Raw genomic sequence first — 14,097 nt, forward strand, 5'->3', positions numbered from 1 at the left:
ACTGGATGTAGAGCTTCACCGCTCTCATTCTCTCTTCATACGAATACACGGACTACCTCCTTCAGAATGTAGTCCAAGTTTTTGTCCGCACCCCCGATCGCTCGCACCACGGCGGCGATTTCACTATCGGTTGCCGGCAGGTCGAGTTCTGCATTGACGCCACTCGTCGATGAAACGCGCAGGGTGCGTCCTGTCCGTGCTGGGGTGACGGTTCCCAGCGATATGACGGATGGCGCTTTATTCTCGAGATCGTCTGTTTTGTTCGAATACCGGCGCTTCCAGAGATCCAGTGAGCTCAGAGCCACTCCGTTTTCCGCACAAAAAGCTTTGCGGGTCATCCCGCTTTCCCGGTACTGATGGACGACGCTGCGTCGGTATGCGTCTCGTTCTTTTCTGGTCATTCGGGCCTCCTTGAGAGCCCGATTATTGGTTATGTCGCTCCACCGCGGTAGGTGGGGTGCTTTTGTCGGTTACGCTGATCAGTTTAGTTTGGCGTTTCCACAGGGCCGATAGTGAAATCTTTTTTCGCGGTCGGCCTACTTTGCTTTCTGGTATATGATTGAAACATGAGATTTCATTTTCCTGCTTGGCTGACAGTAAAACAGTTCATATTTCTACGATTATATGGTGTTTTTTTGTTTATTGGTCTATCAGCTATACTCGGAGTAATAGTAAGCATCTCGTTTCCTCTATCTTCAATTACAGGCAATATTGTGAAGGGGAGAACTCTGGATGCGTTGCAAGCTTCTTCACGCATGTTTTCTCATGTTCATTTCTGGAGTATGCCCAGCTTCATTCGGCTGGAGACGGATGAGCGTATTCTGGATTTTTTTGATGCAACTGAGCCAGATGAGCTTTCTGCTCTGCGTGTTCTGGAAGTAATTGACCTGATTGCATTACAGCATCCGTATCTACATTCGATTCAGGTGTACTCACGGCAGCATGGGGTGATTTCAACTATGGCTGGCTGGGAACGAAATCGTATGTTGGATCTCAGGCTGGGAACTATGCTTGTCGATACACTGAACAGTCCCCCTCATGTATATCATTCTCGCCGAGTGTACTTCGGTGAATCTTCAGAAGCAGAGAACCTTTTTTCCATGGTTATTGGTAGACGGGTAAGGAATGGAGAGGTCATTCGCGCCATAGTGATTAATGTATCCGCAGATATAATTCTGGAGATTTTACATCCAGGCAGGCGTGTTCGGGATTCAGAAATGATGATAGTTGGACCGAACAAGCAGGTGTACTATCATCCCGATTCTAGCAGATTTTCCGGTTATTTCAATGCAGAAGAAGATGTTTGGCCTGTCATAATTGCAGATAATTCTGAGGGCTCCCTCAGTCTGGAAATTGATGGGGTGCCGAGTGTTGTGTGGTGGCTGGATCATGCTCAACTTCCCTGGCGATTTATTTTATATACACCACGCAGAGAACTCTTTGCAGAGATAATCCGCTTGAGATGGTTTTTGCTGTATCTGGGGCTGACTGTTTCGGTTTTGTTTGTATTTATTGCACTCGCAACTGTGCGCCGGTCAGCCCGGGCTACCATTTTGCGCCTCGCTCTGCGGCGCTTACTCGAGCAGTATCCTGATCATTCAGATGAGGACGCATATGTTGTTGAGCAAATGCTCCTTGCACGGGCTACTACATGGAATGTTGCAGTGCTACGGTTAGATGGATCTGCAAGTTCCGCTCAGACATCCTGGGTTGAATGTCGTCGATTTCTTGATGATATGCTTCTCATGAAAGGAGGAGTTAATGTGCAAAATTCTATTTCGGTGCGTTTGGATAATTCCATGTATTGTATGGTGTATCCTGGGGAAAGGATGCAGATAGAAAACATATGTCTTTCACTACTTGAAGAATGTCGAAGTCGGTTCCGGCATTCATTTTCCTGGAATGTGACAGATTTTTTTAGTAGAGCTGAGCTTACTGGCGAAGAAACTATCGTGGATCTGCTTGGCCAGAGTGTTCGCACCTTGCGATCGGTTTTCCGTGCAAAATATTTATTTCCTGGAGGTTCCTGGTTGCCAGAAATCCTGCAGCACGCATTCGAAGGCATTGAGTTGTCCGAGATTGACCTTCAGCGTCTGGATAAGGCACTGCGTTTCGATAACGGTGAAGAAGCATTCAATTGTATTTCCGGTATGCTTGATAACTGCTATACCAGTGGGAATGAGGATAGTTTTCGCTATGTTATGAATGCTCTTTTGTATCGGATACTCCAAAGTCCTGTGACTCAAGAGCTGACGGGAGAGATAGGTAGCATAGAGGAAATACGGGATGCAATACTGCATATTGATTCTGTACCTGAAGCATCCGAGTATTTTGCCCGCTATTGTGAAGCAGTGCAGAATCATAAATTGGATCGAACAGAGATAAAGCATCGGGAGATGCATCAGAAAATTCTGGATTATATTGATTCAAATTTTCAGAACAAGAATCTGGGACCGGATATTCTTGCTGATCATTTGGGAAGATCTGTGGCGTATATACGGGAAATTTTCAAAGAAATTGAGGGTGATTCGCTTTCAGCTGTCATAGGAAAAAAACGTATAGAGTATGCCTGCTCCCTGTTGAGGAAAACTGAACTATCTGTGCGTGAGATTGCCGATGAGGCTGGATTCCGGAATTATTCCTACTTTTTTACCTATTTCAAAAAAACAACTGGGAAGACACCTGGTGATTACCGCATATTTGAATGATTTCTTAAAATTCCAAGCTTAATTTCGCTTGTATCAAATTTTTCCGCGCTTTTCGAAGTTTTCGACAGGCAAAAACCGTGCTGTACTTTGATTATCAAATTATTCGTGGAGGAATTTATGAGAATTTCCAAGGTCGCAGTTGCGGTTCTAATGATTTCAATCCTTTTAAGTGGTTCCCTGTTTGCTGCAGGTCAGCAGGATAGTTCCTCTGGCACTGCCAGGCCGCTAGTTGTGTATTACTGGGATGACCCGGTTCTTGTGTCTATTGTAGATGCCTATGAAGCCGCTCACCCAGATGTGGTACTCGATAAACAGCTAATTCCAGCTTCAGAATACCAGACAAAGATGGCAATTCTGTTGGCCGCGAACGCCGAAATGGATGTCTGGTTCGGAATTAATCTCAATGACACGCTGACCCACAGTGAAAATGGTTTTATCGAGCCATTGAATGACTGGTTTGTTAAAACTGGCGCTGATCGTTCAGCTGTAGATGCGTACTCAGAAGCTGTTATACAGAACGGTGAAATTATAGGGGTTCCATGGCGCGGTGGTGCCTACTATACCTATTATAATCGCAAGGTATTCGAAACCGCTGGTGTGCCTACGCCAGATTACTATGTCGAGCGTGGTGAATGGACATGGGAAAAATTTGCTGAGGTTTCCCGGGCAGTCGCCAGTGGAGACGGTTCGGTGTATGGAGGATTGGTACACAGTTGGGACCCTCAACAGTTCCATCCTGGTGTACAGGCAGGCTACCAAATGGTTACTCGCGACGGACAGGTAGATATCGGACCCGAAGTTTTCACATTCCTTAAGCTTCGAAAGGGCCTTGAACAAGACAGGGCAATGCAATCACTCATCGAGATGAAATCGAGCCGTCTGCACTACAGTCAGGCATTTTACCGAGGAAATCTTGGCATGGTTGTTATGGGCGAGTGGTTTCCTGGTATGCTTCGCAATGGATATGAGGATGGTAATTTCGTTGGCTTTGACTGGGAAGACTGGGGCCTGACACGCTCACCAAATGACCATGATGACTATCGCACATGGGGCTTTCCCACCACGGTACATATGTCTGCTCGAAGCAGGAATAAAGAAGCTGCATTCCATTTTGTCAGTTGGCTTGGAAGTCGAGAGGGCCAGGAAGTTGTTGCCGCAGCGGGTGCAATGCCTGCCATTACCACTCCTGCGATTATTGAAGAATTAGCTGGAATAATTCCGGATGCAAGTTCACTCAAGTATTTCTTTGAAGAGCGCATTGCCATGCCTGGCTGGATTACTACAGTGAATGTTGATGGACCCTTGACTACGGTAGTAGAAGAGTATCTCACTGGTCGACTTGACGACAATAATCTTGAATCCCGTTTGCAACAGCTGCTTGAGAGAGCAATCCGCGAAGCTAATTAATCAGTATTTCTGTTTCAGCATGTGCCCTGGATATACAGGGCACATGATTACCAAGGAGTATTTTGTGAAGAGTATAAGTAGAACTCCCTGGTCCACGGTTATGTTTTTCCTGTTGCCAAGTTTTGTGGGGTTTGTGCTGTTAATCATTATACCTCTGCTGATGGCCTTTGGCCTTTCAGTGACAAATTATACCGGTGGACCGAATTTTTCTTTCGTTGGGTTAAGGAATTATGTGCTGGCATTTACCAGTCCAGTTTTTCTGGGGAGCCTCTGGGTTACCCTGAAATATGTTGTGTTTGCTGTTAGTCTCCAGCTTTTCTTTGCCTTGGCTTTTGCCGTGATACTGAACCGTAAGTTAAGAGGAAACAACTTTTTCCGCGGGGTTATTTTCCTGCCGAATGTTATAGCTTCTGTAGCTATCGGGTTAGCTTTTATGGTCGTTCTCGAGCCGAATACTGGTATGTTAAATCAGTTGCTTGGCGCGATCGGATTGCCGACAGCTCGCTGGCTGGCATCTGAAGATACCGCATTGGGAACAATTATCGGGGTTTCGGTGTGGCAGAACTTTGGATATTTCATGGTGATTATCCTTGGTGGGCTGCAGCACATTAATGCTTCATTATATGAGGCTGCCCAGATCGATGGTGCAAACGCAATCCGGAAATTTTTTGCAGTAACCCTCCCTGGTTTGAGCCCTGTTATGTTCTTCTGTTTTACCATGTCGATAATCAACGCTTTTAAGGTTTTTGATTTGGTCTATGTCATGACTGGTGGATCCAATGGAGGGGGACCAGTTGGGTCTACAAGGGTTGTGGTGATGGATATTTATCAGAACGCGTTTCAGCGTTTTCGTTTTGGCTATGCTGCAGCACAGTCTGTGGTTCTGCTATTCATAATTCTGGCAATTACACTCTGGCAGTATCGCCAGCAGAGAAAGTGGGTGAGCTATGATGTTGTCTAAATTGCAGTATCAAAACTGGAGCCGGAAGGGAGTGCTCAGGTTTCATGCGGCCCTGTATTATGCCAGCTTATTCCTTATAACTGCTGTGATTCTATCGCCCATAATTATTGCGTTTTCGAGTGCGTTCAAGTTTGAGGCTGATATTTACGCTGTTCCTTTTCGGCTCATTCCTGAAGTTCCGACACTGGATAACTTCAGACAGTTGCTCGATCGGTTTCCTCTATATATATACAACTCTTTCAAGGTGACGGGAATAATTGTGCTGCTGCAGATCGTCACGGCGACAACGGCTGGCTACTGCTTCTCTAAACTGGAATGGAAGGGCCGCGACTTCATATTTATTCTCTATATTGCCTCGATTATGATTCCCGGTCAGGCTGTTATTATTCCGCAATTTATCATTGTTCAGCGTCTTGGTTTGTACAATACGCATGCCGGTCTGATCTTTGTTTCTGTTTTTACGGCATTTGGAACATTTTTGGTAAAACAGTTTTTCATGACTATTCCCGAGAGTTTTATAGAAGCAGCTAGAATTGATGGAGCAAGCGAGATTTTTATTTTTAGAAAGGTAATGATTCCATTATCAAAAACAGTAATCGCAACCCTTGTAATATTTTCGTTCAGATTTTTCTGGAATGATTTTTTTGGTCCGCTAATCTATCTGGCATCGCCAAATCTGAAAACACTACCGCTAGGTATGGCAGACTTTGCAAACGAGCATTACACCTATGTTGGTCCGCAGATGGCTGCAACAATAATCTCGATTATTCCAGTTCTGTTGGTGTTTCTTGCTGGTCAGAAACATTTTGTGAAAGGAACAATGTCAGCTGGTATTAAAGGTTGATGAGCAGGATAGACACAATGTCAGAAAAAAAACATACACAGGGTCATGTGCCCCTTCCGGTTGAAGCTGGTCAGGAAGCAACTGTCAAGAGCTTGCATGAGTACTGGCAGGCAGATGCATTGTGGGATTCTGATGGAACAGAAATGCCGGAGTCCCTGGTTGAAACAGGCTGCGATATTTACTCAACAATCTGTCTGGTGCGGGCGGATCAGGATTTTGCTGACAGTCATCCTGAATACCTGCATCGAAAATACCTGATGAGTTTTCCGGTAAATGCACTGGATTCTGTGGTGGAAATAGTCCTGCTGAGTGGATATAGCCGTGAAAAGTATCAGCTGGACGAAGACAGTCCCGCATCAATCTGGTGGGAAGTCCGTGACAGAACCACTAATACCATAGTGGACATGTCAGACTGGGATGTTGATTTCACATCCGGCAGTGTCCGCATCAGGAATACACAGGCATATCATGAGTATACCATCAGCTTTCTGGTTCGGCAGATATGGGATACTGATGATGTTCATGGTGTATATGATCCTCTGGAAAGCAGTGACGCACTCAGTTTTTTCACTGCAGGTGAACAGCTAGTTTATAATGATATATCCGTCAGGTCAGATGCACCTGTGTTGGTGTTGATTTGTGGTACTACACGGCAGCTGAGCGTAAGTGATCCTGAACAGAATCGCTCTGTGGTTACACTGGATATTGCATGGGGACAGGAAACAAGCAGAATTTCGGTTCCTCTTCCTTCTGGTGCTGAGCGTGGTGAATCCATAATGATGCAGTGGTGACAGGGAGATAGAGTAACATGGATGAGATAGATGTGTACAGGTCCATAGGACACTGCATCAGACAGATAGAGCAGAATATGGCTGTCTTTTATGAAGACTGCTATCCAGCAGCAGCTAGTGTCAACAATGTGTATCCGGTAGTCGGAAATGACTGCTGGACTGGTGGGTTTTGGTCTGGGCAGCTATGGCTAGCCTATGAATGGACAGGGGATGATCGGTTCCGTAAGGCCGCTGAAAAACAGTTGCCAGGGTACCAGCGGAGACTGGATGAACGAATCGCTATAGATCATCACGATATGGGATTTTTATATATTCCCTCGTGTGTTGCTGCCTGGAAGCTGACTGGCAACCGGGATGCCCGGGATACTGCGCTTCAGGCAGCTGATCAGCTAATGAACCGGTTTCATGAAAAAGCCGGGATTTTCCAGGCCTGGGGAGATCTAAGTGATCCGGATCAGAGTGGTAAGATGATCATTGATTGTACCTTGAATGTTCCGTTGCTGTTCTGGGCTAGCTGTGAAAGTGGGAAGTCTCATTATCGTGAGGCCGCAGAACGTCATTTGAAAGCCTCGGTTAAATATCTTGTAAGAGATGATTCTACAACCTTTCACTGTTATGTGTTTGATGCGGCATCCGGAGATCCTATAAAAGGTGTGACCGCGCAAGGTGCATCAGATGATTCCTGTTGGACCAGAGGACAGGTTTGGGGCATATATGGTTTTGCATTGGCTATGAGATTGATGCAGGATACGGTATTTCTGGATGCCTCTGTAGATCTTAGTGAATACTATATCAGTCACCTGCCGGAAGACATGATTCCATACTGGGATATGGTGTTCCAGTCCGGGGGTGAAGAACGTGACAGCTCTGCAGCTGCAATCGCAGCTGCAGGAATGCTCGAGTTATCAGACTTGATGACCGAGGAAGATAAGGCAACAAAACGACGTTATTATGACATTGCGATCCATAGCCTGCGAGCTCTGGATGCATATCAGAACTGTGATGCCCGCCCCGGGCAGGGATTATTGCTACATAGTGTGTACAGCAAGCCGCACAACAACGGTGTAGATGAGTCAACGCTTTGGGGTGATTATTTTTATCTGGAAGCATTGATGAATGCTGCCAGGAAACGTCCATCGTACTGGTATTCATGACTATGACTGGAATACATGCAAAAGAAATTCAGTTACATAACAAAGAAGATTTCGTGCACTCCCTGGGGGTGTTGCTTGAACCGATATCGAGGTATCAAAAAAACGAACTTCCAGGTTTTCTTCCGGGTAATGGAGCCGCTCATTATAGTGATCGTATTGCGGCTTTTGAGACATGGAGTCGATTACTCTGGGGTATTGCTCCCTTGGTTGCACACGATTCCTGTGAGCATGATGGTGATCGGAATCAGTTGGTGGATGTCTGGCTGCCTCGTATGCTTTCTGGAATCATAAATGGTACAGACCCGGATGCCCCGGAATTTTGGGGGTGCCCGGGAGATTTTGACCAGCGATGGGTTGAGACAGCAGCGGTGGCGTACAGTTTGCTGCTTGCCCCACAGACCTTCTGGAAACCTCTGTCTGGTGTTGAGAAAAAACGACTGACTGCATGGATGTATCGCATAAATTCAGTGACAATTTCCGCGAATAACTGGGAGTTTTTTCGGGTTTTGATTAACCTGGCGCTGCTCTGCATTGGAGCGCCAATTGATACATCTATTCTGATGGAGCACTTGAACAGGTCTCTGGACTTTATTGACAGTCTCTATGTTGGTGATGGTTGGTATAAAGATGGGCAGACATATGACTATTATAACGCATTCGCATTTCATTATTATGGGTTGCTTTTTGCCGTTCATGCGGCAGATGTAATGCCAGAGCGATCAGCCAGATACAGAGCGCGCGCCCGACGTTTCGCTACCGATTTTATCCTTTTTTTTGCAGATGATGGATCTAGTATACCGTATGGCCGAAGTCTGGTGTACCGCTTCGCTAGTGTTTCTTTTTTTTCTGCATGTGTATATGCCAATCTTGAGTGTATTCCCTGGGGCCAAATGAAGGGGATAATTTTTAGGAACCTGCGCTGGTGGTTTGATGGCCGCATGTTGGATACAGCTGGTTTGCTTTCATTAGGCTATACATATCCTAATACGGCAATGACGGAGCAATATAATGCTCCAGGTTCTCCGTATTGGGCGCTAAAGACATATCTGCTTTGTGCTGTTCCTGAATCCCATAATTTCTGGCAGGTGAAGGAATCTTCATTGGCACAGATAGACAAACCAGGATATCTGAAGAAATCACAAATGGTTATCTCACCGGTTTCTGATGGCGGCAGAATTCTATATAACCCAGGACAGTATGGTGAATATGAGCTTCGCCAGCAGGCAGCAAAATACGGGAAATTTTCCTATAGCAGTCTATCCGGGTTTTGTATTTCAAGTGATTCATTTGATCTTGAATTAACAGGGTGTGACTGTTCGTTGGTCTTATCTGAAGATGGCAGTAATTGGCGCGTGCGCCGTCATGTTGAAGATTCATGGTTTGATGGGAAGTCTCTTGTATCGATGTGGAGGCCCTGGGAAGATGTTGAAATTAGAACAGAAGTTATCCCACTGGGTGACTGGCATGTACGAATTCATACGATACATACCAAACGCAGACTGTATGTCGCTGAAGGTGGATTCTCTTACCCGCATTCCGGAGACAAAAACGATATTCAGGAGACAATGAAAAGCAGATATCTCCAGGGCGCAGTAATAAGATCATCATCCAGACGATTGCAGAGTAGAGAAGGCACTGAAAAAATAGATATAGAAAGTGCTTTGTACAGTTTTCATGGATGGTCAGATTTCTGTTTGACAGGGCCTTTGCCAGCAATGAATATTGTGTGGCCGAGAGTCGGGATTCCTGTGTTGAGGGGAGAACTAAAAGCTGGGAAAGAGAGCGATTTTATTTCTGTATCGGCAGTGCTGCAATCAAGGGATGGATGGAGATTGAACCTGAAGCAGGCGCTTTGCGCAATGAAAAAACTCAACGAAAGCGCAAAAATGAAACAGCATTCTAAAAAACTTGACTTTCTTGCTGGAGCTGATATACTGCCAACTTAGCGAGGTGATACGTGAAGAAATAGTTTCATTTGGTGAAATGTGTTATGGCTGAAATCTCCTAGAAACGAGTTGTTTTTCAGATTTCGAGTCTTGAGGTTGCTTTTGGAAGGTGGTGGATCAAACTTGGCAGTTTCACTGAGCTTACTCGGCATGCAGAGTCGTTTTGTACCATGGGGCCGGCTACACCTAATTGGTGAAGTAGCAGTTTGTGAGGTTCAGAGATATGGTGTAGACGTGGGCAGAATTCAGCGCGGTGGCGCCAGACTTGGCGCGTACAACTTGGAAGCGGGTGCTAATCAGCGGGCCAGTAATGTGGTAAATGATCGTGAAATCAGTAGTATCTCTGCAGCAGAAAAAGAGGATCTTAACTGGGTCGCCATATTTGAAGATGTCCAAGGGTTTCATAAAAACAGCCAGGGGTGCAGTTTGAGCATCACTATCGACCTGAATTACCGGGAAAATTTCTGTAAATACGGCGCGAGCGCACCGGAAGTAATGAGTAAACATGTTTCGTGTAGATTGTGTAATCGCAAATGAGGAAGATGTGCAGAAATGTCTTGGTATTGAGGCTGAAGGAGTGGGTTTTAGTGCAGATCATTTGAGTATAGATAGTTATGAGCGCCTGGCCGAACAGGTCAATGAGAGATATGCAGATATCAGTGGACTTGTAATGACCATGCGGGAGGGCATTTCTGCTGACAGAAATGGATGGTCAGTTGATCTGGATGCCCTGAATGGATTCCATGCGTCCCGGAAATATCATATTGATGGCATTATTGACCGTGTCGGTGATGGAGGCGGTTTCAACGTAGGTTTAATCCATGGTGTTCTGAATAATATGGATAGTAAGGAAGCGCTCGGAGTTGCCGTTGCAGCTTCAGCCTTGAAGAACTCATTGCCCGTTGTTTTTAATCTTACCGGCCTTACTGAAGTAAAAAACTTATGGGCGGAGGCGATTTCAATCGTGACCAGCGATAAACAGATCAAACAATAGAAGGAGTTATGATGAAACTTGATATTCGACAAGCAAACCACCCGAAAGATGTGAAGCGGTATAATACAACAGAGTTGCGTGAGCATTTTCTCGTTCAAGATCTTTTTGAAGAAGATAAGATTTCTCTGACCTATACCCACGCGGATCGTATGGTGTTTGGCGGAGTAATGCCTGCCACAAAACAACTTGAGCTACAGGGTGGCAAGGATTTCGGTACCAGCGATTTCCTCGAACGGCGTGAACTTGGAGTAATCTGTACTGATGGCAAGGGTAGCATCAGCGTAGACGGCAGTAGTTATGTCATGCAGAAAGGTGACGGAATCTATATTGGCATGGGGGCAAAGAATGTCGGGTTTGTATCAACCGATGCAAAAAAGCCGGCAAAGTTCTACGTAGTAAGCACTCCGGCACATCACAGCTATCCGACCGTACATATTCCACAGGCAAATGCGAACCCACGAAAACTTGGGGATCCCGAGCAGGTGAACGTCCGGACAATATACCAGTATGTACACCCCGCTGTGTGTGAAAGCTGTCAGCTCCTCATGGGCATGACCATGCTCGACAATGGCAGTGTATGGAATACCATGCCATGCCACACCCATGAGCGTCGAATGGAGACCTACCTGTATTTCGATATGGGCGCCGACACGCGGGTCTTTCATTTTCACGGTGAAACGACTGAAACACGGCACCTAGTAGTGGCTAATGAGGAAGCGGTCATTTCTCCTTCGTGGTCTATTCATTCAGGAGTAGGAACAGGACGCTATACTTTTATCTGGGCTATGGCTGGAGAGAATCAGAACTTTGATGATATGGATTTCATAAAACCGAGTGACCTGCGTTGATATTTTGGGTCGCGGGCCAGATGTCGCCTAATACACACCTCAGGAATGGTGAGTGACTGGCGGTGAGCAGGATCCACAGGAGTAATTTAATGCGTAATATAATAGACACATTCCGTCTTGACGGAAAGGTAGCAATCGTAACCGGAGCAGGCCGCGGACTTGGCCAGGGTATGGCCCTTGCACTGGCAGAAGCTGGAGCTGATATTGTTTGTATTGATTGTAGCGGTGAATCAGATGAAACAGCTGCAACGGTGAAGAAACTCGGGCGCGGTTATGAACACATCCAAGCAGACCTACGCTCTATCGAGGGAATCCCTGCAATCATCGAGACTTCAAAGAAAGCCTTCGGTACCATGGATATTCTGGTGAACAATGCCGGAATTATCAAGCGGAATGACAGTGTCGATTTCACCGAGCAGGAATGGGATGATGTCATGAACATTAACATCAAGACCGTTTTCTTCCTCTGTCAGGCAGTGGCGAAAGAGTTTATCGCCCAAGGCGCTGGCGGTAAAATTGTGAACATTGCTTCGATGCTCTCTTTCCAAGGTGGAATTCGTGCCCCTTCTTATACCGCCAGCAAAAGCGGGATTAAGGGAATTACCATGCTCATGGCTAATGAGTGGGCAAAGTTTAATATCAATGTAAATGCAATCGCTCCCGGCTACATGGCAACGGACAACACCGTCGCACTCCGGGCTGATGAGCAGCGCAGCAAGGAGATACTTGACCGCATACCCGCCGGCCGGTGGGGCTCTCCGCAGGATCTTGGGGGGGCAGCCGTTTTCCTTTCGTCGAAAGCAGCCGACTATATTAACGGCTACACCATTGCAGTTGATGGTGGCTGGCTAGCGCGCTAAGCCGATGAAGTCTGTGATGCTGCGACCCTGACAACCCCGCAGAGTGGCAAGTTCCTCCTTCTATTTTGCCTGTCCCATTATCCGACCGATGTCTTGCTTGATAGTGGGAGGGCTTTTCCCAATTTTCCCAATCCATTGCGGTTTTCGATAATGGCGTGGGAGTCCGTTTGGGGGAATCGAGGTTGCACAAAACACACGGTAGTGAACACGGCGAAGTTCAAAGTGGTGAACGAGTCGGTGAAGAAGACCGACTGATACGACGAGGCGACGCTTGCAGAGTTTCTCAATCCAGAGAGGGAAAGGAGGAAGTGGTTCCTGGCTAATGCCACAGCCCCGTATCAACAACGGGTGCGTTGTGCCCAGAGTGGTCAATGTTATTTGCCGATATAGGGGGCAAAAGGGGGGCCGTGTCCAGTTGGTTCACGGTGTGCATTTTATAGGAGGAGTAATTTAATGAAAAGAACAAACGCATTTGTGGATGAAGGTCAATGGTATAAAGGGAATACTCATTCGCATACCAGTGTCTCAGATGGAACCCTTAATCCTCAAAAACTTTTTGGTCTATACAAGGAACTGGGGTATGATTTCCTGTCAATAACTGATCATCGGGTATTCGGGCAGTACAATGAGTACTGTTCCGGTGATTTTGTTTCTCTGCCGGGAATTGAGCTTGATGTATTGGCTGATGAAGAGGACATAGTCTGCCATCATATTGTAGGGATCGGGACATCAGAGGATGTTTCTTTCAAGCATAGAGAGCGAATTGATTACCCCGAGCATACGCGCGTACAGGATATTGTTGATCTTCTGATTCAGAAGAATGCTTTTATTATATACGCTCATCCAGCATGGTCACGGGCAACCTGTGAGTCTATAAAAAAGGTAAAGGGCATCCATGCCATTGAAGTATATAATCATAACTGTGAAGTTGAAGCAGGTACTGGGTATGGTGAGTGGCATTATGACCAGCTGCTTGAGAGTAATAGAATGGTATATCCGATAGGAACTGATGACAGTCATCAGAAACAAATGGATTTTGGTGGTGGATGGATCATGGTGAAATCAGTTGAACTTTCACGGGCATCAATTATTTCTGCCATGCAGCGCGGGAGCTTTTATGCCAGTCAAGGGCCTTCAATACATGAGTTTTATGTTTCTGATGATATTGCCTGCATAGAATGTTCGCCGGTCAGGACAATATGCTTTCAGGCAAATGGGATGCCTGGAGATGCTGTAAGCGCGAATGATGGAGACTGGAAAGACTTGAAGGAATCTGATGGCGTAACGCAGCATCAATATAAACTTTCTGGAGGCGAGCGTTATATACGCGCAATTATTACTGATTTAAATGGTAACAAAGCTTGGACCCCAGCGCTAATCCTAGATTAGTGGAAGCGGCATGTTCCGTGCAACAATTGAATCCTCAGAAATGCAACGAGGAATTCCCCGCTCTTGCATCGCGGATTTCCCCGGGATTGCAAGAGCCATTGTAAGACCTCGGATGGGTCGCCTACCCTTGGTGGAAGAACCACCAACCAGCAAGGGAGGCACCATCAAGGATGCTCACAATGGCTCAACAACAAC

General features: G+C 46.2%; 14 protein-coding genes. 12 read left to right on the top strand and 2 right to left on the bottom strand.

Going from position 1 to position 14,097, the window contains the following annotated elements; all coding sequences use genetic code 11:
- Positions 1 to 35: 35 nt before the first annotated feature.
- On the bottom strand, positions 36 to 401 hold the full coding sequence (gene tnpA, locus BW950_RS13860) for an IS66 family insertion sequence element accessory protein TnpA (protein WP_076489899.1): 366 nt from the start codon (positions 399 to 401) through the stop codon (positions 36 to 38).
- Between the two features lie 173 nt (positions 402 to 574).
- On the bottom strand, positions 575 to 757 hold the full coding sequence (locus BW950_RS15185; RefSeq protein ID WP_159438811.1) for a hypothetical protein: 183 nt from the start codon (positions 755 to 757) through the stop codon (positions 575 to 577).
- A gap of 25 nt (positions 758 to 782) precedes the next feature.
- Here BW950_RS15185 and BW950_RS13865 point away from each other — a divergent pair, with 25 nt between their 5' ends.
- The 12 genes from BW950_RS13865 to BW950_RS13915 all read left to right on the top strand — a co-directional run bounded on the left by BW950_RS13865 (position 783) and on the right by BW950_RS13915 (position 13,902).
- Positions 783 to 2,708: an AraC family transcriptional regulator gene (locus BW950_RS13865; RefSeq protein ID WP_159438812.1), complete on the top strand. Its 1,926-nt coding sequence runs from the start codon at positions 783 to 785 to the stop codon at positions 2,706 to 2,708.
- 117 nt (positions 2,709 to 2,825) lie between these two features.
- The gene (locus BW950_RS13870) at positions 2,826 to 4,115 is read left to right on the top strand and encodes an ABC transporter substrate-binding protein (protein ID WP_076489901.1); all 1,290 of its coding nucleotides are present in this window, start codon (positions 2,826 to 2,828) and stop codon (positions 4,113 to 4,115) included.
- A gap of 43 nt (positions 4,116 to 4,158) precedes the next feature.
- Complete coding sequence (locus BW950_RS13875) at positions 4,159 to 5,076, top strand: carbohydrate ABC transporter permease (protein ID WP_159438813.1); 918 nt, start codon at positions 4,159 to 4,161, stop codon at positions 5,074 to 5,076.
- A complete protein-coding gene (locus BW950_RS13880; protein ID WP_083944042.1) occupies positions 5,063 to 5,920 on the top strand; it encodes a carbohydrate ABC transporter permease in 858 nt (285 codons plus the stop codon). The genes BW950_RS13875 and BW950_RS13880 overlap by 14 nt, the downstream gene beginning before the upstream one ends.
- A gap of 17 nt (positions 5,921 to 5,937) precedes the next feature.
- Entirely contained in the window at positions 5,938 to 6,711 is a 774-nt protein-coding gene (locus BW950_RS13885) for a 1,3-beta-galactosyl-N-acetylhexosamine phosphorylase N-terminal domain-containing protein (RefSeq protein WP_076489902.1), read from the top strand.
- A 17-nt stretch (positions 6,712 to 6,728) separates the two neighbouring features.
- Positions 6,729 to 7,865 carry a glycoside hydrolase family 88 protein gene (locus BW950_RS13890; RefSeq protein WP_076489903.1) on the top strand — a complete coding sequence of 379 codons (1,137 nt, stop codon included), beginning with the start codon at positions 6,729 to 6,731 and terminating at the stop codon, positions 7,863 to 7,865.
- A gap of 2 nt (positions 7,866 to 7,867) precedes the next feature.
- Positions 7,868 to 9,811, top strand: coding sequence for a DUF2264 domain-containing protein (locus BW950_RS13895; RefSeq protein WP_076489904.1), 1,944 nt, complete (start codon positions 7,868 to 7,870; stop codon positions 9,809 to 9,811).
- Between the two features lie 123 nt (positions 9,812 to 9,934).
- The gene (locus BW950_RS14995; protein ID WP_143559266.1) at positions 9,935 to 10,348 is read left to right on the top strand and encodes a carbohydrate kinase family protein; all 414 of its coding nucleotides are present in this window, start codon (positions 9,935 to 9,937) and stop codon (positions 10,346 to 10,348) included.
- On the top strand, positions 10,317 to 10,805 hold the full coding sequence (locus BW950_RS14815) for a carbohydrate kinase family protein (protein ID WP_083944046.1): 489 nt from the start codon (positions 10,317 to 10,319) through the stop codon (positions 10,803 to 10,805). Before BW950_RS14995 ends, BW950_RS14815 begins: the two co-directional genes overlap by 32 nt.
- 8 nt (positions 10,806 to 10,813) lie before the next feature.
- Positions 10,814 to 11,653 (top strand): 5-dehydro-4-deoxy-D-glucuronate isomerase, encoded by an 840-nt coding sequence (kduI, locus tag BW950_RS13905; RefSeq protein WP_438938430.1) that lies wholly within the window; start codon positions 10,814 to 10,816, stop codon positions 11,651 to 11,653.
- Positions 11,654 to 11,742: 89 nt separating this feature from the next.
- A complete protein-coding gene (kduD, locus tag BW950_RS13910; RefSeq protein WP_076489906.1) occupies positions 11,743 to 12,513 on the top strand; it encodes a 2-dehydro-3-deoxy-D-gluconate 5-dehydrogenase KduD in 771 nt (256 codons plus the stop codon).
- Positions 12,514 to 12,966: 453 nt separating this feature from the next.
- Positions 12,967 to 13,902 carry a PHP domain-containing protein gene (locus tag BW950_RS13915; RefSeq protein ID WP_076489907.1) on the top strand — a complete coding sequence of 312 codons (936 nt, stop codon included), beginning with the start codon at positions 12,967 to 12,969 and terminating at the stop codon, positions 13,900 to 13,902.
- Positions 13,903 to 14,097 lie beyond the last annotated feature (195 nt).

Origin of the sequence: Alkalispirochaeta americana (assembly GCF_900156105.1) — a bacterium.
In the GTDB taxonomy this organism is placed as follows: Bacteria; Spirochaetota; Spirochaetia; order DSM-27196; family Alkalispirochaetaceae; genus Alkalispirochaeta; species Alkalispirochaeta americana.